The organism is Streptomyces lincolnensis (assembly GCF_001685355.1).
Classification (GTDB): domain Bacteria; phylum Actinomycetota; class Actinomycetes; order Streptomycetales; family Streptomycetaceae; genus Streptomyces; species Streptomyces lincolnensis.
This window is the reverse complement of sequence record NZ_CP016438.1, coordinates 7,415,663-7,438,364: the sequence shown is the minus strand read 5'-3', so window position 1 is coordinate 7,438,364 and position 22,702 is coordinate 7,415,663. Positions and strand designations below refer to the sequence as shown.

Here is a 22,702-nt window from a genome sequence, read left to right as displayed (position 1 = left end):
GTCCGCCGTGCAGGTGCCGCCGCAACGGCACCCTGGTCACCCCCAGGTATCCCCCGGACGTACCGGACGCGGGTCAGACACCCGTGCCCAGCACCGCGTTGATCTGCTGCGGATTACCGCAGACGATCAGCAGCGTGCCGGCCCGGGCACGAGCCAGCGGCAGGGCGTCGGCGGCAGCCGCGTCGGGGCCACCGTTGACGGCGACCACGACCACGGGGCGGGACGCAGCACGGGAGGCCACTGCGGCATCCGCGTAGAAGACGTCGTCACCCAAGTCGTGCTGTGCCCAGTAGGAGGCTTCTCCGAAGGACAGTTCGTGGGCCGCCCACGGGTGCTGCTCGCCGGTGGTGATCACCAGCACGTCACCGGGGGCACGCCCCGAGTCCAACAGCAGGTCGACGGCTTCTTCGGCAGCGTCCAGCGCACCCTCGGCCGAGGCCGGGATCAACTGGATCTGCGGGATCGCGGCGGCCGGAGCGGCGGCGACAGGGGCGACCGGAACCGACGGTCCGGGCGTGGCCACCGCCACATCGTGCGGCGTACGTTGCACCGGCGGCGCCGGCCGCAGCGGGCCGGGACGACCGGGGCGCGGGTGAGCCGCGGGGCGGGGGCCGGGTACAGGACGAGGGGTCGGCGCGGTACGGCCGGTGGCCGGCGTGGCGCGGGGACCCTGGGCACTCTCGTGAATCTGAGGCTCCTCGGGAATGAGAGGCATGAGCTGATATTTATCAAACGTTGGTGCGGCTCGCGTGGGCGGGTGGCACATGAGTGCGAGCGGAATCGTCAGAAGTCGAAGCCGAGCTGCCCCTCGATCTTCGGAACGTTTCCGTCCGCCCAGCTGCGGGCCTTCTTGAGGTGCCGCCACTGGGGCAGCCCATCAAGATACGCCCACGACAACCGGTGGTACGGGGTGGGGCCCCGTTCCTCCAGTGCGGCCTTGTGCGAGGGCGACGGATACCCGGCGTTGGCCGCAAAGTCGAAGTCTGCATGGTCGATACCCAGTTCGGCCATCATTTTGTCGCGCTGAACCTTGGCGATCACGGAGGCCGCCGCCACGGCCACGCACGACTGGTCGCCCTTGATCACCGTGCGCACCTTCCAGGGCGTGCCGAGATAGTCGTGCTTCCCGTCCAGGATCACCGCGTCGGGGCGGACCGGCAGGGCTTCCAGGGCTCGCACGGCCGCGGTGCGCAGAGCGGCCGTCATCCCCATCGTGTCGATCTCCTCGGGAGAGGCGTGCCCGAGGGCGAACGACGTCACCCACCCTTGAAGTATCGCGGCGAGTTCCGTGCGTCGCTTCAGGGTGAGCAGCTTGGAGTCGGTGAGCCCGTCGGGGGGTCGACGCAGACCGGTGATCGCGGCGCAGACGGTGACGGGGCCGGCCCACGCGCCGCGCCCGACCTCGTCGACACCGGCAATGATCTTCGCTCCGGTCGTGGCGCGGAGGGAGCGCTCGACGGTGTGAGTAGGCGGTTCGTACGGCATGGCGCCCTTAGCCTACGCCGCCCGAATCATCGTCCGACACCCCGGTTTCCCGAACGGCTCCACCGGCACCGCGCGCCTCGGTCAGTCGGTGGCCGGCCGCAGCAGCGGAACCATCAACCGGTCGATCATCTCTTCGATGTCCCGATCGCTCCATTCGCTTGCGTACACCTTGGAGCGGTACATCATCATGGCCGGGATGGCGTCGAAGACGTAGCTGTTCGCCGCGTCCGCTCGCACCTCTGAGCGCTCTATACCGCGGGTGACGATCTCACGGATCAGTCCGATGGCCGGTTCCACGACCCCCTCGAAGATCACACCATGGAAGCGCTCCGCCTGAACGGGGTCGCATTCGTGAATGACCGCCCGAAGGGCGAATCCCGGTCGCGAGAACATCGCCTCCCGAGCCCTCCGGCACAGCTCCAGCAGGTCCTCGCGCACGCTGCCCAGATCGGGGGCCTCCTCCAGCCGAGGCAGTCCGCACTGGAGCGCGTCCGCGACGAGGTCCTCCTTGGACGGCCAGCGCCGGTACACCGCGGCCTTGCCCGTCTGCGCGCCGGCGGCGACGCCTTCCATCGTGAGGCCCTTCCAACCGACCGTACCGAGTTGGTCCAGCGCGGCCTCAAGGATCGCGCGTTCGAGTACGACGCCACGCCGGCGTGAGGCGGCCGCCCGGGCAGGGGCGGTTGTCCAGCGCGAGGTAACCATCTGAGCGTCTCCAGCAGACAGGGAAGCGGGGATTCCGGGGATGGGGGGCGCCGTGGGACAGCAATGGGGGACGTGCCACACGACGGCAACACAAGTGAACGCTTGCGTTCACTAGCGGGGACTCACTACCGTTGACGCGACAGTGAACGCGATCGTTCACTAAAGCTGTTGTGGGGGACCCATAGTGACAACCTCTCAGTTGATCCCGGACCGGAAACCAGGTGCGGCCCGCCGGCAGGGACATCCCGGCATCGCGCTCACCGTCATCGCGGCCTGCCAACTCATGGTGGTACTCGACGCGACGATTGTGAACATCGCGCTCCCGCACATTCAAGACGCTCTCAAGTTCAGTACCACCGACCTCACCTGGGTCGTCAGCTCCTACACACTCACCTTCGGCGGGCTGCTTCTCCTCGGCGGCAGGGCCGGCGACATCCTGGGCCGACGCCGGGTCTTCATGGCCGGCATCCTGCTGTTCACCTTCGCCTCGCTGCTCGGCGGAGTGGCGCAGGAACCCTGGCAGTTGCTGGCCGCCCGGGTGCTCCAGGGCGTGGGAGGTGCCATCGCGTCGCCGACGTCGCTGGCCCTCATCACCACCACATTCCCCGAGGGGCCCGAACGGAACCGGGCCTTCGGTGTCTTCGCCGCGGTCTCCGCGGGCGGCGGCGCCATCGGACTGCTCGCGGGCGGCATGCTGACCGAGTGGCTCGACTGGCGATGGGTGCTCTTCGTCAACGTGCCGATCGGTGTCCTGATCGCCGTTCTCACACCGCTGTACATCAACGAGTCCGAACGGCATTCCGGCCGCTTCGACATCGCCGGAGCCCTGACGTCGACCGCGGGCATGGCCTCCCTCGTCTACGGCTTCATCCGCGCCGCGGACGAGGGGTGGCGCGACAGCCTGACCATCGGCTCCTTCGGTGCCGCCGTGGTGCTGCTGGTGGCCTTCGCTCTCGTCGAGTCGCGCGCCAAGGAACCGATCACTCCGCTCAGGATGTTCGCCGACCGCAACCGCTCCGGCACGTACGTGATCATGCTGAGTCTCGCCGCCGCGATGTTCGGCATGTTCTTCTACATCGTGCTCTTCGTGCAGAACGTGCTGGGGTACACCCCGATCGAGGCTGGTCTCGCGTTCCTGCCGGTGACAGTGGTGATCGCGCTGGGCGCTGGTCTGTCCCAGCGGTTCCTGCCCGTTCTCGGGCCGAAGCCCTTCATGCTCGTGGGCTCGGCGCTCGCGGTGATAGGTCTCGCCTGGCAGAGCCTGATCAGCTCCGACAGCTCCTATGCGGGCGGAGTGCTGGGTCCGATGCTGATCTTCGGCTTCGGCATGGGTCTGAACTTCGTGACGCTGACGCTCACCGCGGTCTCCGGAGTGGCCCCGCACGAGGCCGGTGCGGCGTCCGGACTGCTCAACGCCACACAGCAGGTGGGCGGTTCGCTCGGCCTGTCCATCCTGACGACGGTGTTCGGCACGGCCAGCAGGGACGAGGCGGAGAAACAGGTGCCACGGCTCCTTGCCGACGGGTCGGCGGAGCAGAAGGCGGAGTTCGCCAAGACGCAGCAGTTGCCGGCCCCATGGGGGCACGAGGTCCTCGCCCAGGGCATCTCGACGGGCTTCGTCGCGGCCGCGGCGATGGCCGTACTCGCCCTGGTGACGGCCTGGTTGGTGATCAGGGTCCGCAAGAGCGACCTGGAGGCTCTCTCCGGCACAGCGGGTCCGGGCCTCGGCTGATCCGCCCCCGCACAGAGAGCACAGCTGCGGATGGTCGCACCGCGCCCGGGCGACAGCCGAAGGGGACGCCGGTGCGGCCATCCGCGCAGCACGCACATCCACCAGCACGGCCGACACAGCCAGCAGGATCAGCAGATCCACGACCTGCATGCGCGCACCTCCAGCCGCTCTCGCGTGTCACTCGCCCGTGTGAGTCCGACGCATCACCCATCGGATGTCAGAAGAACGCCAGGATGGTCACACAGAGTTCCCATCACACACGGAGAGTTCTCAAGGGTGCGGCAGATTCTCAGCCGCCCCCGAGCTCGGCGCCATCAGGCAGATGCGGGAACCCACTCCGGCAAGGTCTCGACCCGCTCGACCCATCCGGCCGGCGGCGTCCCCGCCTTCCCCGCGGCGAGTACTCCGCCCACGATGGCGCACGTCGTGTCCACGTCGCCCCCGACCTGTGCGGTCGTCCAGAACGCCTGCTCGTAATCGCTCAGGGATCGCGCGGCCGACCAGAGGGCGAAGGGCACGGTGTCGTGGGCCGTCGTACGGCGTCCGCACCCCAGCACGGCGGCGACGGTGGCCGCGTCGGCGTAGTCGAGCATGTCCCGGGCCCGTCTCAGCCCAGCGCCGACGGCGCTCTTCGGGATCAGTGCGAGAACACCGTCGAGGAGCGCCTCGGCGCTTGGTGGGCCGCCGGGCGCGCCGACGATCGCGGCGGCCGCGGCGACAGCCATGGCGCCGACCACGGCCTCGCGATGCTGATGCGTGGGATACGCCGAGATCTCCGCCTGGTGGGTCGCCTGCTCCGGGTCGTCCGCGTACCAGGCGCCGAGGGGTGCGATCCGCATCGCGGCGCCGTTGCCCCACGACCCCTGTCCGTTGAAGAGCGCGGCGGCGAGCTCGCGCCAGTCGCCGCCCTCCCGGATCAGGCGTAGCAGGCGGTTGACCGCCGGGCCGTAGCCACGGTCGAAGTCATGGTGATCGGCGAACGAACGAGCCAGGGCGTCCTGGTCGACGCGGTGGTGGACGGCCAGGACGGCGACCACGGAGCAGGCCATCTCCGTGTCGTCGGTCCACTGCCAGGGGCCGGGCGGCAGCTCGCGTCGCTTCAGCAGTGGGTAGTTCACCGGCACGAAGTACTGGGAGCCCAGCGCGTCCCCCACCGCCAGCCCGCGCAGGCTGGCCACGGCGCGGTCCAGACGTCCGCCGGGAGAGAAGTCACTGGTCATCGCGCTGCCACTCTATCCGGTGTTCCCGTACGGCTTCGGATCCCGCCAGCGTTCGAAGGGCCGGTCCAGCGCGTACCTGTCGTCGTCCCCCAGAACGAGCATGCGCATCTCCGCGTTCCCCGGATTCGCGAGCGACTCGAACTCCGCGACGGTCCAGTGGAACCAGCGCATGCAGAACAGCCGCATGGCCAGCCCATGGGTGACCAGCAGCACGTTCGGCGGGTGATCGGGGGCCTCGAAGCTGCGGAAGAGGCTCTCCAGGAAGCCGCCCACCCGGTCGTAGACATCGGCACCGGACTCACCCTGGGCGAAGCGGTAGAAGAAGTGCCCGTAGGCGTCCCGGTAGGCCTTCTGGAGGCGGACGTCGTCGCCGTCCTGCCAGTTTCCCCAGTCCTGCTCGCGCAGCCGGGGCTCCTCGCGCACTCGTATGAGCTCCGGGTCCAGATGGAAGGCCCGCAGGGTCTCGTGCGTGCGTCGGTACGGGGAGACGTACACGCTGACGCGTTCGCGGCCGAAGACCTCGCGCAGCCGTTTTCCGGTCTCCTCCGCCTGCCGCCAACCCCGGTCCGTCAGGGCCAGGGCATGGTCGGGTTCACGCTCGTAGACGGTGTCATCAACATTGCCCGTTGATTCCCCGTGTCGGACAAGGACGATGCGCCGTGGTCGTGCCATGCCAAAACCCTAGATCGAGTGAGGCCTGATCGAGCACTCGTACGGGCCCCATACGGCGTAGGTCACACACTTTACGCACCACGAGTCACCTTGAGACGCCCCCGCAGCGAGTCCGGAAGTCAAACTATCCAGCTCGGTTCGAGCTGCACGATGTCGCCCGTGAGGGACGCGACGTCCGCCTCGATCTGGGCACGCAGGGCGAGGCGCTCCACACGTTCGGTGCGGTACTTTCCGTGTTCGGCGGTCGAGAGCCACATCGACAGCACCAGGAACTCGCTGCCCGGCGCCTCGCCGAAGAAGCCGCGGACCATGCCCGGCGAACCGGCCATCGCCGGGTTCCAGACCTTCTCCTGCATCAGCGTGAAGTGCTCGGCACGCTCCTCGTGGACGCGGCAGTGGGCGACACGCACCAGGTCGGCGTCCGTGAAGCGCGGCTCGAAGCCGGTCTTCACATCGAAGCGGTAGTCGAACAGCTTGACCTCGATGTCCTTGAAGGTGCCCGACTGCGCAGCGGCCAGCCGGTCGTGGGAACGCGCCATGAAGGAGTCGTAGAAGGCGCGGCTCTCCCAGAAGGCGAAGATGTGCGCCACACCCTGCCGTCCCCGGCTCCAGCCACCGCCCTGTCCCCGAAATCCCGGCTCGCCCAGAAGCCCCGCCCATTTTCGCTGCCCCCGCTCGAAACCGCGGCGGTCCACCACGGTGCAGCGAATCCACTTGACCAGCACCGCGCCATGGTAAGGCCACGGAGCGTGGCGTCGGTCACTCTCGCGCGGAGAGCTCTTCCGCGAACTCCCCCGCGCGCGTGGCAGGATGGGCAATCGGCTCCGCCTGCCCGGTAGTTCGGGTCGGCTACTCCGGGGAAAGGGAAGTCTTCTGGTGAACGGCCTCAGCAAGGGGATCCGCAAGGTCGAAGTGGCCCTGAAGTGGGACCCGAGTCCGGCGGGGCAGCCGGCGACCGATCTGGACGTGGTGGCCGCGACCTACCTGGCGAGCGATCCGTATGGTGATCCCGCCTATGTGGTGCACTTCGACAGCCGCTCCCCCGACGGCACCATCTACCTCAATCGGGACAGCAAGGACGGCAAGGGCTTCGGCTGGGACGAGGTCCTGACCGTCGAGCTCGAGCGGCTCGATCCCCGCTACGCGCGCGTGGTCGTCGGCGTCGTCATCCAGCAGCGCCCCGGCGAGCGCACGTTCGTCAGCGTGGGCAACCCCTCGCTCCGTATCCGCGAGGGCTACACGGACCTGGCCGAGGACGACTTCGGTGGCGTGCTCGGGGCCACGGCGGCGACGGTCGCCGAGTTCGTACGCGACGGCAGCACCTGGGACTTCCACCCCGGGGTCCAGGGCTTCGAGGACGATCCCGCGACCTTCACGGTGACGATGGGCCGGACGCGCCGGGCCTGAGGCACAGGCCGCGGACTGGGTGACGGCTTCGGAAACCCGTCGCCCACCGCATCCGACAACGTCGCCCATCTCTACGACGAAGAGGGGCGCCGACACATCGTCGGCGCCCCTCCTCAGGTCCTACCTGTCAGTCGGGGACACGAGCACCTTCCTGTGTCAGCTGCAACCGCTGGTCGAGCCGCAGCCCTCGCAGATGTAGCAGGAACCGGCCCGCTGCATCTTGGTGCCGCAGGAGAAGCAGAGCGGGGCGTCGGCCTGGATGCCGAGCTGCATCTCCACCAGCTCCGCGCTGGTGTGCGCCTGCTGGGGCGCGGGCTTGGCCGCCTCGACCTCGGCCTTGGGCGTGGCCACGGCCTTCAGCTCCTGGGCGCGGGGGGCCGACTGGGCCAGGCCCTCTACGTCGACCTCGTCGTCGCTCGGCTCGTACGAACCGGTCTCCAGGTGACGCTGACGCTCCTCTGCGGAGTGGATGCCAAGAGCGGAGCGCGTCTCGAAGGGCAGGAAGTCCAGCGCCAGGCGGCGGAAGATGTAGTCGACGATCGACTGCGCCATCCGCACGTCCGGGTCGTCCGTCATGCCGGCCGGCTCGAAGCGCATGTTCGTGAACTTCGAGACGTACGTCTCCAGCGGCACGCCGTACTGGAGGCCCACGGAGACCGCGATGGAGAAGGCGTCCATCATGCCCGCGAGGGTCGAGCCCTGCTTGGACATCTTCAGGAAGACCTCGCCGAGACCGTCGTCCGGGTAGGAGTTGGCGGTCATGTAACCCTCGGCGCCACCGACGGTGAAGGAGGTGGTGATACCGGGGCGGCCCTTCGGGAGACGCTTGCGGACCGGGCGGTACTCGACGACCTTCTCGACCGTCTCACGGATGGTGGCCTCGGCCTTCTCCGTGATCTCGGTCTTCTCCTTCTCCTTGGTCTTCGCGGAGAGCGGCTGACCGACCTTGCAGTTGTCGCGGTAGATGGCGAGCGCCTTGACGCCCATCTTCCACGCCTCGAAGTAGACCTCTTCGACGTCCTCGACGGTCGCCGTCTCCGGCAGGTTGACCGTCTTGGAGAGCGCGCCGGAGATCCACGGCTGGATCGCGGCCATCATGCGGACGTGGCCCATCGCGGAGATGGAGCGCTCGCCCATGGCGCAGTCGAACACCTCGTAGTGCTCGTGCTTGAGGCCGGGCGCGTCGATCACATTGCCGTTCTCGGCGATGTGGGCGACGATCGCCTCGATCTGCTCCTCCTGGTAGCCCAGGCGGCGCAGGGCCTGCGGGACGGTGCCGTTGACGATCTGCATCGAACCGCCGCCGACCAGCTTCTTGAACTTGACCAGGGCGAGGTCGGGCTCAAGGCCGGTGGTGTCGCAGGACATCGCCAGACCGATGGTGCCGGTCGGGGCGATGACGGACGCCTGGGAGTTACGGAAACCGTTCTTCTCGCCGAGACGCAGCACGTCCTGCCAGGCCTCGGTGGCGGCGGCCCAGATCGGCGTGTCCAGGTCGTCCATGCGGACGGCCTCGGCGTTGGCGTCGGAGTGCTGCTTCATGACGCGCAGGTGCGGCTGGGCGTTGCGCGCGTAGCCGTCGTACGGGCCCACGACCGCGGCGAGTTCGGCGGAACGCCGGTACGAGGTACCGGTCATCAGGGAGGTGATGGAGCCCGCCAGGGCACGGCCGCCGTCGGAGTCGTACGCGTGGCCGGTCGCCATCAGCAGGGCGCCGAGGTTGGCGTAGCCGATGCCGAGCTGGCGGAACGCGCGCGTGTTCTCGCCGATCTTCTGGGTCGGGAAGTCCGCGAAGCAGATGGAGATGTCCATCGCGGTGATGACGAGCTCGACGACCTTCGCGAAGCGCTCGACGTCGAAGGACTGGTTGCCCTTGCTGTCGTCCTTCAGGAACTTCATCAGGTTCAGCGAGGCGAGGTTGCAGGACGTGTTGTCCAGGTGCATGTACTCGCTGCACGGGTTCGAGCCGTTGATACGGCCGGACTCCGGGCACGTGTGCCAGCGGTTGATGGTGTCGTCGTACTGGATGCCCGGGTCGGCGCAGGCCCACGCGGCCTCCGCCATCTTGCGGAAGAGCTCCTTGGCGTCGACCTCCTCGATGACCTCGCCGGTCATCCGGGACGTCAGCCCGAACTTGCCGCCGTCCTCGACCGCCTTCATGAACGTGTCGTTCACACGGACCGAGTTGTTGGCGTTCTGGTACTGGACGGACGTGATGTCGTCGCCGCCCAGGTCCATGTCGAAGCCCGCGTCACGGAGGGCGCGGATCTTCTCCTCTTCCTTGACCTTGGTCTGGATGAAGTCCTCGATGTCGGGGTGGTCGACGTCGAGGATGACCATCTTGGCCGCGCGGCGCGTGGCGCCGCCCGACTTGATCGTTCCCGCGGAGGCGTCGGCACCGCGCATGAAGGAGACGGGACCCGAGGCGTTGCCGCCCGAGGAGAGCAGCTCCTTGGAGGAGCGGATGCGGGAGAGGTTCAGGCCGGCGCCGGAGCCGCCCTTGAAGATCATGCCCTCTTCCTTGTACCAGTCGAGGATCGACTCCATGGAATCGTCGACGGCCAGGATGAAGCAGGCGGAGACCTGCTGCGGCTGGGGCGTACCGACGTTGAACCAGACGGGGCTGTTGAAGCTGAAGATCTGGTGCAGGAGGGCGTACGCCAGCTCGTGCTCGAAGATCTCGGCGTCGGCGGGCGAGGCGAAGTACTTGTAGTCCTCGCCGGCCTTCCGATACGTCTTCACGATGCGGTCGATGAGCTGCTTGAGGCTCACCTCGCGCTGCGGGGTGCCGACAGCACCGCGGAAGTACTTGCTGGTGACGATGTTGACCGCGTTCACCGACCAGAAGTCGGGGAACTCGACGCCGCGCTGCTCGAAGTTGACCGAGCCGTCGCGCCAGTTGGTCATGACGACGTCACGGCGCTCCCAGGCCACCTCGTCGTACGGGTGCACTCCGGGGGTGGTGTGGATGCGCTCGATACGCAGTCCCTTGGCCGCCTTGGTGCCCTTGGCACGGGAACTCCGTGCCGGACCGCTCGCCGTCTCTGTCATGCCGCCTCCCTGTACGGGCTAAAACGCCCTGAAGTGCCCCGATGTTCCCGTGGCACGGTGTTCTGTCTGGTGTTGCGGGCATCCCACTCGCTCCTGCCCGCAACAGGTCTTCGTTCGCCGCCACCCGGCCGGCCCCGAGGCCTGAAACCCCGGTCCGGCCCGCCGGTCAGTCGGCGGCGCGCGCGGGCTCGGGGACCTGAACAGTCCCTCCGGGCCCGCCGTCGTCTTCTTGGCTCCCCGCGACAGCTCCTTGGCCGTCGTCAGCGCCCTCGCGGTCGTCGTCGTCCGCGGCGGGGCGTCCCGTCTGTTCCCTCAGTTCCACGATCGCGGCCTCGAAGTCCTCGAGCGAGTCGAACGCCCGGTAGACAGAGGCGAATCGCAGATAAGCGACGAGATCGAGCTCCTGAAGCGGGCCGAGTATGGCCAGCCCCACGTCGTGGGTGGTCAGCTCGGCGCTCCCGGTGGCCCGCACCGCCTCCTCGACCCGTTGGCCGAGTTGAGCGAGCGCGTCCTCGGTGACAGGCCGTCCCTGGCATGCCTTGCGCACACCATTGATGACCTTGGTACGACTGAAAGGCTCGGTGACTCCGGACCGCTTGACCACCATCAGCGAGCACGTCTCCACGGTCGTGAAACGACGGGAGCAGTCCGGACACTGGCGGCGCCTGCGGATCGACGTGCCGTCATCGGTCGTACGACTGTCGACGACGCGGCTGTCGGGGTGCCTGCAGAAGGGGCAGTGCATGGATCTCCAACCCTCCTCGCAGCAGACTCAATAGCCTCAGGAGGCCACTCGGGCCCCACGAAGCAGCCCCAAGCATAGGCGATCGCCGTGGGCCTGAAGACCCGGGGGACCACAACTTCTGGGCCGCTGCTGCAATCCAACCACTACATGTGGGGATTGGCCCATACATACACGCCGTACTCGCGTGTCGCACCCGCCTTGGCATGTGCCACCGCCCCGTACGCAGCAGCGACACACGGGACGCGCAGCCGTATCGCCTCGACACATGCGGAGATACCGTGGGCATGGCACGGAGGCCGCGTGGGGTTCCCGCAGAGATGGGGACCGGTCCCCGGCTGACGGGAAGGCGGATGGCAGACTGGGGCGGCGCCCACGAGGTCGCCACCTCGGCGGTGAAGAGTACAACAATGAGCCTTTTTGCCTGCCAGGTACCGCGTTAGCCATACACCCGGACACATGATCAAGTCAGGCGATTCGCGTTTTTTCACTCGAACGTGTGTTTGGCGCAACCTTTCGAAAGCAACTACCGTTGTCCAGCAGGGAGACCATCGAGAGGGGCCGACGTGACCACCACCGCAGACAGTGCCACCATCACTGCCCAGGACCGCTCCCAGGGCCGACTTGAGCCGGTGCATGCGATGAACGAAGCCACGAATCCCGAGGGGCAAAAGCGCTCCCTGCCTGGCCGACCTCCAGGCATCCGGGCCGACAGCTCCGGACTCACAGACCGGCAACGCCGGGTGATCGAGGTCATCAGGGACTCAGTGCAGAGGCGCGGCTACCCGCCGTCGATGCGGGAGATCGGTCAGGCCGTCGGCCTGTCCAGCACCTCGTCCGTGGCCCACCAGCTGATGGCACTGGAGCGCAAGGGCTTCCTGCGCCGTGATCCTCACCGCCCGCGGGCGTACGAGGTGCGCGGCTCGGACCAGGCGTCGTCGGCCCAGCCCACGGACACCGCGGGCAAGCCCGCCGCGTCGTACGTCCCGCTGGTCGGTCGTATCGCCGCCGGTGGTCCGATCCTCGCGGAGGAATCCGTCGAGGACGTCTTCCCTCTGCCCCGCCAGCTGGTCGGTGACGGCGAGTTGTTCGTCCTCAAGGTCGTCGGCGACTCCATGATCGAGGCCGCCATCTGTGACGGCGACTGGGTCACCGTCCGCCGCCAGCCAGTCGCCGAGAACGGCGACATCGTCGCCGCGATGCTCGACGGCGAAGCCACCGTCAAGCGCTTCAAGCGCGAGGACGGCCACGTCTGGCTCCTCCCGCACAACTCGGCCTACGAGCCGATTCCGGGCGACGACGCGACCATCCTCGGCAAGGTGGTGGCTGTGCTGCGCCGCGTGTGACGGCTGCGGCGGGCAGACTCCCTGGTCACCTTGGAGGCTCGCCCCCTGACCGGGCCCCGGAACCCCTGCGCCGGTTCCGGGGCCCTGTGCTGTCCGGGACGCTGTGCTGTCCTGGGCGCGTCGGCGGCTTGCGCCGCGTGGGTGGGGTGGGCCTGACCGGCGTCGGTCAGGCCCGCTCACGCATGTCAGGCCTCCGCCTGCCCCTCTTGTGGCGCCTCGACCTGCGCCGCTTCCGCCTGCTGGGCCAGCGCGTCGATCGCGGCCAGCGACTTGCGGACCTGGTTACGGTCCGTGGTGTACCAGAAGTCGGGCAGTGACGCTTTCAGATAGCTCCCGTAGCGCGCCGTGGCCAGTCGCTGGTCCAGTACGGCCACCACCCCACGGTCCCCCGAAGCCCTGACGAGGCGCCCGGCGCCCTGGGCCATGAGGAGTGCCGCGTGTGTGGCGGCGACGGCCATGAAGCCGTTGCCGCCGGCGTCCTCGACCGCCTTTTGGCGGGCGCTCATCAGCGGGTCGTCCGGCCTCGGGAACGGGATCTTGTCCATCACGACGAGCTGACAGCTGGGACCGGGTACATCCACGCCCTGCCAGAGGGACAGCGTGCCGAAAAGGCAGGTCTTCGGATCGGCCGCGAAGTTCTTGATGAGCTCGCCGAGCGTCTCTTCGCCCTGGAGCAGGATCGGGAACTCGGGGATACGCGAGCGCAGTTCCTCGGCTGCCAGCTGGGCGGCCCGCATCGAGGAGAACAGGCCGAGCGTCCGCCCGCCCGCCGCCTGGATCAGCTCGGTGAGTTCGTTCAGCATGTCCGCGCGGTCGCCGTCCCGCGCGGGACGCGACAGGTGCTTCGCGACGTACAGGATGCCCTGCTTCGGATAGTCGAAGGGCGAGCCGACGTCGACGCCCTTCCACTGGGGGATGTCCTCACCCTCGGTGCCCTCGGGCGCGAGGCCCAGCGAGGCACCGACTCCGTTGAAGTCGCCGCCCAGTTTCAGGGTCGCGGACGTGAGGACCACCGAGCGGTCCGTGAAGAGCTTCTCCCTGAGCAGGCCCGAAACGGACATGGGGGCGACTCGCAGTGAGGCGCCGAAGCGGTCGTGGCGCTCGTACCAGACGACATCCCACTCGGAGCCGTTCGTGATCCGCTCTGCCACGTCGTGCACGGACTCCACCGCTGCCAGCGCCTGTTTGCGGACCGCGTCCTCGTCCTGGACGGACTTGTCGCGGGTCGCACCGATCCCGGAGATCACGGTGCGGCAGGCGTCACGGAGGGCCATCAGGGCATAGCCGAGATCTTCGGGGATCTCCTCCAGACGGCCCGGCAGGGCCAGCTCCATCAGCCGCTCGAAGCCCTCGGCGGCCGTCTGGAGCTGGTCGGCCGCCTTCTCGTTGACCAGCTTCGCGGCACGGCGCACCGCGCGGTTGACCTGGCCGGCGGTGAGCTCGCCGGTGGCCACTCCCGTGACCCGGGAGACCAGCTCGTGCGCCTCGTCGACGATCAGCACCTCGTGCGGCGGGAGGACGGGAGCTCCCTCGATGGCGTCGATCGCGAGCAGGGCGTGATTGGTGACGACGACCTCGGAGAGCTTGGCGCGCTCACGCGCCATCTCGGCGAAGCACTCGGCACCGTACGCGCATTTCGAGGCGCCCAGGCACTCCCGCGACGAGACCGACACCTGGGCCCAGGCGCGGTCGGACACACCTGGCGTGAGGTTGTCGCGGTCCCCGGTCTCGGTCTCGTCCGACCAGTCGCGCAGCCGCAGCAGGTCCTGGCCCAGCTTGCTGGTGGGTGCCGCCGCCTCGAACTGGTCGAAGAGCCCCTCCTCCTCGTCCTGCGGGACGCCTTCGTGGAGACGGTGCAGGCACAGGTAGTTCGACCTGCCCTTGAGCATCGCGAACTCCGGGCGGCGGCGCAGCAGCGGGTGCAGCGCGTCGACCGTACGCGGAAGGTCTCGTTCCGCCAGCTGGCGCTGGAGGGCGAGCGTCGCGGTCGCCACGACGACGCGTTCCCCGTGCGCGAGCGCGGGCACCAGATAGCCCAGCGACTTTCCGGTGCCGGTACCGGCCTGTACCAACAAGTGGGAACCGTCGTCGATCGCGTCTGCGACGGCTTCGGCCATGGTCACCTGGCCTGGACGCTCCGTGCCGCCGACAGCAGTGACGGCAGCATGCAGGAGTTCGGGGAGTGAGGGCTTCGTCATAGCGCGACCACCCTACGGCTAGGCACTGACAACGGGGTGAGCAAGGCGGGGGCGAGGGGCTGGATCAAGACTGATGATTCCTCTGATTCCTCGGGTGAGGATCGGTCTGGCGTGACTGTGGTTCTGTCGGTTTGCGAGGTCGGTGGACGAAGTTCGGGGTGCGAGGTCCCAGACGGAGCCGAAGGTCCTCGGCCTTGTCAGGGGGCGGGGGGGGCAACTCGGCTGAGCCTTTCGGCGGGGCCCGTTTCGGCGGGGCCTGCGGATAACTGATCTCGCGAGGAATCGGGTCTGCTGGAAGTTTCTTCGAGGGGAGCGGGAACCTGATCGCCGCGAGCGGTGTACCAAAAGTGATGGCGCTGCGACGTGGCGTTAGAGGAGATGGCGCAGGGACCGGTCTCGGACCATGAGGGCGGCCCGCTTGGCAGGCAGGTCGATCTCCGCGGAGAAGCGGAAGCCTGCACTGAGGAAGGCGGCGATGGAGGGGATGTTGCGCAGGTCAGGTTCCGCGACGACGCGGGCACAGGCGGACCGCCTGTCGAGTAGAAGATCGGCTACGGCTCTCAGCAGAGCGCTGCCAAGCCCGCGCCCGCGGTCGGCGGCACCGCCGATGAGGATATGGATACCGATGTCGTCCGGCCGAGCGGCATAGTCGCGGGCCAGCGGATCGAGATCGGCGCGGTAGATCTCCCAGTAACTCATGGGAGTGCCGTCGAGTATGCCGAGGCACGGCACGCTGCTTCCGTCACCGGCGAGTTGGGCCCGCAGGTGTTCCTCGGTGATGCTCTGGGATCCGGCCAGCTCCCAGAACTCCGCGACGGCTGGGTCGTTCATCCAGCGGCTGACGAGCAGGAGGTCCCGTTCGATACGGACGGGGGTGAGGCGGAACATGCCCACAGGGGTGACGATCGGCCCCCACACGGCCACTCCGCCCAGCAGGTCGTCAGCCGCCGGCTGAAGGGGAGCCGGAGCTGCCGTGCCCTCCGGTCGAGACCGTGCCGGGCCTGTGTTGCTCTCCTCTCTCGGCGAGAGCACACGCCGTTGGTCCGGGACTCGGACGCCGAGTCCGTCATCGTCGGCCTGGCGGCCCGTCCGCGAACCCGTGTCGGTGCTTCGCCCAGCCGTACCGGAAGGGTCCGGGCCGATACCGGCGATGGAGGCGGCACCGGCGTCGGCACTCGCGTCGGGGGCGGACACGAACGCTCCTCTCAGGAGACGGGTGGTTCATGTTCCTCGGATGTGAAGGGGGTTGAGATCTGTCGGAGGTATGGGTCAGGCATGACGGCGAGTGCCAGGCAACGGAGGCTTGGTGGGATACGAGGAGGTGGGCGATGGACTGGGAAGTCGATCAGGTGTGCAGGGGGTTGGCGATGGTGACGTAGACGGACTGGGTGTCCACCGGACCGACCAACTCGTCGAGACCGTGCAGGCGGGTCAGCAGGTTGGCCTTGCAGCGCAGGACGGGTGAGTCGAGCAGACGGGTGGGCAGCGTGCTGCGCAGGCGGTCGGGGCCGGCGGCCACGTCACCGAGGAAGCGGCGGAAGGCGGCCAGGAGCAGCCGTTCGTCGGCCAGCCGCTGGGAGCCGAACGCTCCGATGAGCCCCAGAACGTTGTTGATCGCGAGGTAGTACGTGAATCGCTCGTCGGTGACCTCGTCGGAGACGAAGGTGTCGCTGCGGCGGCCAACACCGGGCAGACGCGCGTCGAGTTCCTCGCGCCGGGACTCACGGAAGTAGTAGCCCTGGTTGTCGCGGTAGCGGCCCCCGACCGGCCAGCCCTGGTCGTCCAGGAGCAGCAGCGTGTTCTGCTGGTGCGCCTCCAGGGCGATTCCCGCCTCTGCGTCCAGCCACAGCACCGGCCGGACGACTTGTTCGAGGTAGCGCAGAAACCACTCGACGGCAACGGCTCCTCGGGGGCGGTCCGTTCGAGCCGCAAGGCGGCTGACGATGACTGCCAGTCGGGAGCACATGACGGGTCGGTCGGCGTCCCGACCGCCGGCGGCGGAGCCCGACGGGACGTGAGGCCGGGGCGAGACGAGTCCGGCGATGCAGGTGACATCGTCCGCAGGGCGGAAGGGGTTGTGCCGGATCATCACGTCGAGCCCGGGCACAGGGTTGCCGTCCGGCCCGTCGACGGCGAGCCAGGCCGGGTCGCGGACGATGTCGAATCCGGGATGCGTCGCCTGCCACTGGTTGAACAGGCCGCTGCGCAGAAGACGGTGGACCTCGACACCGCGGTGGAGTTCTTTGCGGAGGTTCTCACGACGGGAGTTGGTGACGCGCAAGCCCAGAGACAACTTGAGCATGGCCGGGGCGTCGGAAGCGTGGACAGTGCGTACGGAGGAGGTGGGGTGCCACGGGGAGCCGTGGGCGCCGAGGTCTCGGAGCAGACCTACGTCGAACAGAGCCGCTGTCTCGGGGCGGTGTCGGACCTCGCGGAGCTGCCATGGGTGCAGAGGCAGGGCCGCGTGGCCGTCGGGCAACGACAGCCCGGCACCGGCGAGCCGAGCGGTGAGCTGGGCCGCGGGAACGGAACGACCGCGTTCGGTCCAGGCCGAGTCGGTGGCGAGGACGGAGGGAGCAACCGCCAACCAGTGCAGGGGAAACGAGCCGCGCAACTCGGGTGAGTAGCGGGGGGCTTCGGCCTCAGAGAGACCCTCGCGGCTCTTCGGAGTCGGGTGCAGTGGGTGTCCGAGCACGAGTGCCTGTTCGGCGGCGAGGAAGAGGTCGGGCACGTCGGCGGGATGCTTCCGACGCTCGCTGATGAAGGTCGCGGTTCGACGGACGGAATCGGCAACGCGCACGACGAGGTCGGCGGGTGAGGTCGCTGAAGGTGCGGGAGCGGAGCCCGGGGCCTGCTCGCGGACGGCAGGTCCTTGCCCTTGGGAGGCCGGGTCTTGCCCACAAGTGGTGTAGATCTCGCCGAACCCCTCCCTGGTCAGTAGTGCGGCGACCGTGACGGCATCGGCCGGCGGGGATTGCGGTGGGGCGTCGGCGAGGTGGGGCAGGCCGAAGCGGTGCCACCCGGTCGGGGACCAGTAGTGGACGGGGGCGAGCAGAGCGGTGCCGCTCGACGGGAGGGGGATACGGAGGACGCCGTCGTCCGGGGCGGGGAGACCGGCTTCGCGCACCCAGCAGCGCAGCAGGTTCTCGACAGCTGAGGCTTCGGCTGCGAGGTGCGGGTCGGCGTGGTCCAGGAGGTCACCGGAAGCGCCGAGCAGCGACTCGTCCTGTGCGGCGCCGCGCTGGGCCGGGGTGGTCTCGCGCTTCTCGGGGCTCGCTTCTCGCCCGGGAGCGCCCATCTGTGCCTCGGCGTCCTCGGGCGAAGGCTCCCCGGGCCGACGCACAGCTGACCCGGCTGACGCGATGGCCGGGGCGGTGGATGCGGTCGGTGCGACGGGTACGGCCGGGGCGACGGTTTCAGCCGGCGCGGTGGGTTCAGCCGGTGCCTTTGGGGAGGTCGGTCTGTCGGCGAGGGCCAGCGAGAGCGGGCTCGACGGCAGCCGCCCTGCGGGGATGGAGACACGGTCGTCCGGTGTGGGGGTGGTGTTCAAGAGGTGGTCCTCGGGGTGGTCCTGGTCGGCGCGACCAGAGGGGATCTGCGCGGCGTGGGGGCCAGGGTGTGCGTCGGGCTTGGGTGGTCCAGATATCGAAGAATTCCGTTGGAGGCGACCGATGTTCGGGAAGAGTCAGTCGGCGAAGTCCGAAGTGGCCTCGCGGGTATGGCCGTTCGAAGCGCTGTGTCTCCGCGGGCATGGCTGGGGTCACGTGCGGCAGTGGTGCCATGCGCGTGCGTGGGGCCGCTCGCGTTGGCGAGACCGAGTGCGATCGGGGTCCGACGAGGCGCCGAGGTCGTGCCAAGGCTCGCGGACGTACGGGAGCACGGCCGCCGCACTATCCCGCCTGCCGATGGCGCTGCTGGTCGCCGTAGGTGCTGCTGCGGGCCACCGCCTCCAACGCGTCGGCCAGTCGGTCCAGCACCGCGGTCGCCTGTTCGTCGCTGATCGTCAGCGGCGGGAGCAAGCGGACGACGTTGCCGTGGCGTCCGCCGAGTTCGACGATCAAGCCGCGGCGCAGGCACTCCCGCTGGACGGCGGTCGCGAGGGCGGGCGCGGCAGGGCGTGGTTCACGGGCGGGCTGGGGTTCCATGACCAGCTCCACGCCTCCACCGGAACGGTCACTGCCGTCCCCGAACCCGACACTCGCACCCCGCGCCCCACCGCTTCCAGCACCAGCACCAGCACCAGCACCAGCACCAGCACCAGCACCCAATGCTCCCCCGCCCGCCTCACCAACCCCCACCGGCTCCACCATCTCGACGCCGATCATCAGTCCCCGCCCTCGCACCTCACCCACGACGGCGAACTGCCGGGCCAGGTCCTGGAGTTGTGTGAGCATGCGGGAGCCGAGTGTGGCCGCGCGTTCGGCGAGATGGTTTTCGCGGACGTAGGCCATGGTCGCCGTTCCGGCGGCCATAGCGAGCTGGTTGCCGCGGTAGGGGCTCGTGTGGACGCCGGGTTCCTCGACGTCCAGGGCGTCGCTGTGGACGACCACGGACAGGGGCAGACTGCCGCCGATGGCCTTGGAGAGGATCATCACATCGGGAGTGACACCGCTGTGGTCCACGGCCCAGAAGGCGCCGGTGCGGCCGACACCGGTCTGGGTCTCGTCGACAATCAGTGGGACGGACCGGGCGGCTGTGACCTCACGCATGCGCCGCATCCAGTCGTCGGAGGCGGGAATCACCCCACCCTCGCCCTGGACCGCTTCGAGGATCATCCCGGCGGGCAGCGGCGTCCCCGTCCTGGGGTCGTCGAGAACAGACTCGGTCCAGCGGGCCGCGAGGTCGGCGCCCCGTGCACCGCCGACGCCGAACGGGCAGCGGTAGTCCTGCGGGTAGGGCAGGTGGGTGAGCGGCGCGTCCAAGGCCCGCCCGGCCCTGTCAAACTCACCCGCACGCCCGGGTCCCTGGCCCCCACCAGCTTGTGCAAGCCCCTGAAACGCACCAGCGTTCCCGGCTCCTTCAAGTGCTTCAGCTTGCCCAGGCATCTCGAACATCCGAGCTGCCCCGGACGCCTCGAACCCTCCGGTTCTCCCAGACACCTCGAACCCACCGGCTCGCCCGACAAACGCCTCGAACCCCCGGGCCTGCTCGAATCCCCCCGCCCCCACGCCATGGCGGGCACCGGAAAATGCGAGCAGCCCCCTGCGGCCGGTCGCGGCCTGGACCAGTCCGAAGGCGGCATCCATGGCATCCGTGGCGCCCGGTCCGCAGAACTGCACCCGTGCCCGGCCGGCGAGACCGGGCGGCAGGGTGCGGAACAGCTCGGCGATGAAAGCGTCCTGGACGGGGGTCGCGAGGTCGAGGGCGTGCAGCGGTGCGCCCGAGTCGAGGACTGTGCGGATCGCCTCCAGGACCACGGGGTGGTTGTGGCCGAGGGCCAGAGTCCCGGCGCCCGAGAGGCAGTCCAGGTAGCGGCGGCCGTCCGCACCCTCGATGGTCAGCCCACGGGCTCGAACCGGGACGATGGGCAGGGCGCGCGCATAGGTGCGCGCCCCGGGCTCGCGCGCCGCCTGGCGTCGCAGGGTCGCCTCGTGAGACGAGCGTGTCCCAGCGGGCGCCTCGCCAACAGCGCGTCCCACGACGGCACCGCCGGACGCGGTCGCGACGGGCCCAACGCCGGGCCCGGCAATGGCCCCAGCGGTGGCACCGTCCGAAGGACCACGACCCGCCGAAGCTGTCCCCCGAAGCGAAGCGGGACCACCCACGGAAACGGGACCACCCACCGAAGCGACCCCCTCGAACGAAGCCACCCCACCGTGCGCGACCGCCCCACCCCGCGAAGCCACCGCATCCGAAGCATCGAGCCCACCACGGCCAGCAAGCACCGAACCACTCTCATCGCAGGAGACCACGCCACCCGACGAAGCATCCGCACCACGCAAAACAGCCCCACCACCCAAAGCAGCCTCACCCGCCACAGCGGTTCCCCCAGGCGACGCGCCCTCACCGGACAAAGTCGCGGCGTTCTCCCCGGTTTCGGTCATGGCCACGGTTCTCCCCGTCCTCCCGCTGTCCAGGGCGAGCAGTGCCTCGCTTCCTCGCCCGACTCGACATACGAAACCCCGCGGGTCTTCACTCGAATACGCCGGGGATTCGGGCACGCGACCGGACCGACGACCCGCGCCACGCCCCCAGTGCTACCAACCTGGGACTTCTCACCGGGTTACGGGTCACTTCAAGATCCTTGGGATGGAGAACCGCAGGTGGGGGTCCCGCCAAGGCGACTGCCGGCAACGCACGACAGCGGGCAATGCCAGTGCGACGGCGCTCTCCTGGCCGTCGGCCGACCCGGCACTCGGAGAGAGCTGTCAACGCACGTGACCGACATCACCTGTTGATGCCAAAGGCCGAGCGGAAGGAGACCAACTGCCCAGCGGGGTCGGGCGCGAGAGGCCGCCGAGTCACCGGGGGCCGGAGGATGATTGCCAGGTCAGACAGCTCGTAGCGAAACCGTTGCGGTTCCGCGGGAAGTCCCCCGTGGCGAGCGCATATCGTGTGATGCCGTTCCCGAAGTCCGTGAGACCGGTATGAACTCGGCGTGAGATCGACGTGAGATCCGCGGAGTCCAGCCCGCGGTTCATGGCCCGAGCACCACGTTCGTCCACTCTGGGGGAGTCAGACATGCGATCCATTCGGCCGTCGTTCACCGCTCGTCGAGGGGGGAACGCGCGCCGCCGAACCTCCCCCGTACTGGCCGCCGTCGCGCTCGCCTCGGCGCTCGCGCTCACCGCCACCGCCTGCGGCTCGGGGAACACCGAAGCAGGTGGCGAGGCCAGTTCCTCCGCCCCGTCCGAGAGCGACGGCAAGATCACGATCCCCGACAACCTGAGGGACAGGCTCAAAGAGCACGGGATCGACATCGACAAGTGGAAGAACGGCGAGTGGAAGAACTGGGACAAGGACGACTGGCTGCGTGAGGCCGACGAGTACATCAACCCGATCATCGAGGGTCTGTGGAACCCGGACCGGATGCGGAAGGCCGAGGACCCGGACAACGCCGTCGACGCCGGCGACCTCTCCGGTGACCAGGGCGTGACCGACCCGACGCCCGAGCCCGTGGACGCGAAGGCCGTGTCGCCTACGTATCACGACAGCGTTCCCGCGGCGGGGAAGGTGTTCTTCGACTCCCCCGAGGGCTCGATGGTCTGCTCGGCGACGGTCGTGCAGGACCCGGCCAACCCGGGCAAGTCCAACCTGGTGTGGACGGCCGGGCACTGCGTGCACGCGGGCAAGAACGGCGGCTGGTACCGCAACATCGCGTTCGTGCCGTCGTACAACAACGAGGGTCGGACGGCGGCGGAGTTGCAGAACGCCACCCGGGAGGAGGCCGCTCCGTACGGTGCCTGGTGGGGTGACTGGGCGCAGACCTCGGATCAGTGGATCGAGCAGGGCGGCGCGACGGGCGGTGACGGCGCCTCCTACGACTTCGCGGTCATCCATGTGACCCCGGAGGAGGGCGGGAACGGCAAGTCCCTGGAGGAGACGGTCGGTTCGGCGTTGCCGGTGGACTTCAAGGCTCCGGCGGTGGCACAGGTGAAGAGCATCACGGCGACCGGCTATCCGGCGGCGGCGCCGTTCGACGGGCAGTCGATGTACCAGTGCCAGGACAAGCCGGGTCGGCTGTCGATCAGTGCGCCTGACCCGACGATGTACCGCATCGGCTGCACCATGACGGCGGGTTCGTCCGGGGGCGGCTGGGTCGCGACGGGCTCGGACGGTCGGCCGGCGCTGGTCTCCAACACCTCGATCGGCCCGGCGACCGCGGGCTGGCTGGCCGGTCCGCGGCTGGGCGATGCGGCCAAGGGTGTGTACGACTCGGTCAGCGAGAAGTTCGCAGGCCAGTGACCGTCCTGTAGCCACCGGGTACGGCGGTGGGGTGTCTCGGAGAAACCTTCACCACCTCACCGCCGTTCACCCCCAACTCCCCGGGCATAGTGGGGTGTCGTCCTCAAGGGAGATCCACAGAACCACAGAGACACGGGTTCGCAGATCCACGGGTTCGCAGATCGACAGATCGGCAGATCCACGGATCAGATGCACAAGGATCCACCCCGCATGTGACACGCACACGACACTCGCACGTT

The 22,702-nt window shown here is 68.8% G+C and carries 16 protein-coding genes; 4 read left to right on the top strand and 12 right to left on the bottom strand.

The features are described 5' to 3' along the window. Positions 1–73: 73 nt before the first annotated feature. The 3 genes from SLINC_RS33105 to SLINC_RS33095 all read right to left on the bottom strand — a co-directional run bounded on the left by SLINC_RS33105 (position 74) and on the right by SLINC_RS33095 (position 2,190). Positions 74–715 carry a hypothetical protein gene (locus SLINC_RS33105; protein WP_079164856.1) on the bottom strand — a complete coding sequence of 214 codons (642 nt, stop codon included), beginning with the start codon at positions 713–715 and terminating at the stop codon, positions 74–76. A gap of 68 nt (positions 716–783) precedes the next feature. Next, positions 784–1,485, bottom strand: coding sequence for a ribonuclease HII (locus SLINC_RS33100; RefSeq protein WP_067440951.1), 702 nt, complete (start codon positions 1,483–1,485; stop codon positions 784–786). An 81-nt stretch (positions 1,486–1,566) separates the two neighbouring features. Further along, positions 1,567–2,190 carry a TetR/AcrR family transcriptional regulator gene (locus tag SLINC_RS33095; protein ID WP_067440948.1) on the bottom strand — a complete coding sequence of 208 codons (624 nt, stop codon included), beginning with the start codon at positions 2,188–2,190 and terminating at the stop codon, positions 1,567–1,569. Between the two features lie 184 nt (positions 2,191–2,374). Here SLINC_RS33095 and SLINC_RS33090 point away from each other — a divergent pair, with 184 nt between their 5' ends. Continuing rightward, positions 2,375–3,922 carry an MFS transporter gene (locus SLINC_RS33090; RefSeq protein WP_067440945.1) on the top strand — a complete coding sequence of 516 codons (1,548 nt, stop codon included), beginning with the start codon at positions 2,375–2,377 and terminating at the stop codon, positions 3,920–3,922. Positions 3,923–4,236: 314 nt separating this feature from the next. Here SLINC_RS33090 and SLINC_RS33085 read toward each other — a convergent pair whose 3' ends face one another. The 3 genes from SLINC_RS33085 to SLINC_RS33075 all read right to left on the bottom strand — a co-directional run bounded on the left by SLINC_RS33085 (position 4,237) and on the right by SLINC_RS33075 (position 6,539). After that, a complete protein-coding gene (locus tag SLINC_RS33085; RefSeq protein WP_067440942.1) occupies positions 4,237–5,142 on the bottom strand; it encodes an ADP-ribosylglycohydrolase family protein in 906 nt (301 codons plus the stop codon). 12 nt (positions 5,143–5,154) lie between these two features. Then, on the bottom strand, positions 5,155–5,814 hold the full coding sequence (locus SLINC_RS33080; protein WP_067440939.1) for a histidine phosphatase family protein: 660 nt from the start codon (positions 5,812–5,814) through the stop codon (positions 5,155–5,157). Positions 5,815–5,933: 119 nt separating this feature from the next. Then, positions 5,934–6,539 (bottom strand): YdbC family protein, encoded by a 606-nt coding sequence (locus SLINC_RS33075; RefSeq protein WP_067440936.1) that lies wholly within the window; start codon positions 6,537–6,539, stop codon positions 5,934–5,936. Between the two features lie 151 nt (positions 6,540–6,690). Here SLINC_RS33075 and SLINC_RS33070 point away from each other — a divergent pair, with 151 nt between their 5' ends. Beyond that, complete coding sequence (locus SLINC_RS33070; protein WP_067440933.1) at positions 6,691–7,221, top strand: TerD family protein; 531 nt, start codon at positions 6,691–6,693, stop codon at positions 7,219–7,221. 156 nt (positions 7,222–7,377) lie between these two features. Here SLINC_RS33070 and SLINC_RS33065 read toward each other — a convergent pair whose 3' ends face one another. Both SLINC_RS33065 and nrdR read right to left on the bottom strand, forming a co-directional pair. Continuing rightward, positions 7,378–10,272 (bottom strand): vitamin B12-dependent ribonucleotide reductase, encoded by a 2,895-nt coding sequence (locus SLINC_RS33065; RefSeq protein WP_067440931.1) that lies wholly within the window; start codon positions 10,270–10,272, stop codon positions 7,378–7,380. A gap of 166 nt (positions 10,273–10,438) precedes the next feature. Further along, entirely contained in the window at positions 10,439–11,017 is a 579-nt protein-coding gene (nrdR, locus tag SLINC_RS33060) for a transcriptional regulator NrdR (protein ID WP_067440928.1), read from the bottom strand. A gap of 563 nt (positions 11,018–11,580) precedes the next feature. Between nrdR and lexA the strand changes: the two genes are divergently transcribed. Beyond that, on the top strand, positions 11,581–12,360 hold the full coding sequence (gene lexA / locus SLINC_RS33055) for a transcriptional repressor LexA (protein WP_067440925.1): 780 nt from the start codon (positions 11,581–11,583) through the stop codon (positions 12,358–12,360). Between the two features lie 185 nt (positions 12,361–12,545). On the opposite strand, the gene SLINC_RS33050 is transcribed toward lexA, so the two are convergent. The 4 genes from SLINC_RS33050 to SLINC_RS50505 all read right to left on the bottom strand — a co-directional run bounded on the left by SLINC_RS33050 (position 12,546) and on the right by SLINC_RS50505 (position 20,197). Further along, positions 12,546–14,558, bottom strand: a complete 2,013-nt coding sequence (locus tag SLINC_RS33050; protein ID WP_067440922.1) for an ATP-dependent DNA helicase — start codon at positions 14,556–14,558, stop codon at positions 12,546–12,548. 369 nt (positions 14,559–14,927) lie between these two features. After that, positions 14,928–15,752, bottom strand: a complete 825-nt coding sequence (locus SLINC_RS47575) for a GNAT family N-acetyltransferase (RefSeq protein ID WP_067440920.1) — start codon at positions 15,750–15,752, stop codon at positions 14,928–14,930. Positions 15,753–15,903: 151 nt separating this feature from the next. Beyond that, positions 15,904–17,856: an IucA/IucC family protein gene (locus tag SLINC_RS33040; protein WP_067440918.1), complete on the bottom strand. Its 1,953-nt coding sequence runs from the start codon at positions 17,854–17,856 to the stop codon at positions 15,904–15,906. A 592-nt stretch (positions 17,857–18,448) separates the two neighbouring features. Beyond that, on the bottom strand, positions 18,449–20,197 hold the full coding sequence (locus tag SLINC_RS50505) for an aminotransferase class III-fold pyridoxal phosphate-dependent enzyme (RefSeq protein ID WP_375141503.1): 1,749 nt from the start codon (positions 20,195–20,197) through the stop codon (positions 18,449–18,451). Positions 20,198–21,239: 1,042 nt separating this feature from the next. Here SLINC_RS50505 and SLINC_RS33030 point away from each other — a divergent pair. Next, entirely contained in the window at positions 21,240–22,463 is a 1,224-nt protein-coding gene (locus tag SLINC_RS33030) for a trypsin-like serine peptidase (protein ID WP_067440914.1), read from the top strand. Positions 22,464–22,702 lie beyond the last annotated feature (239 nt).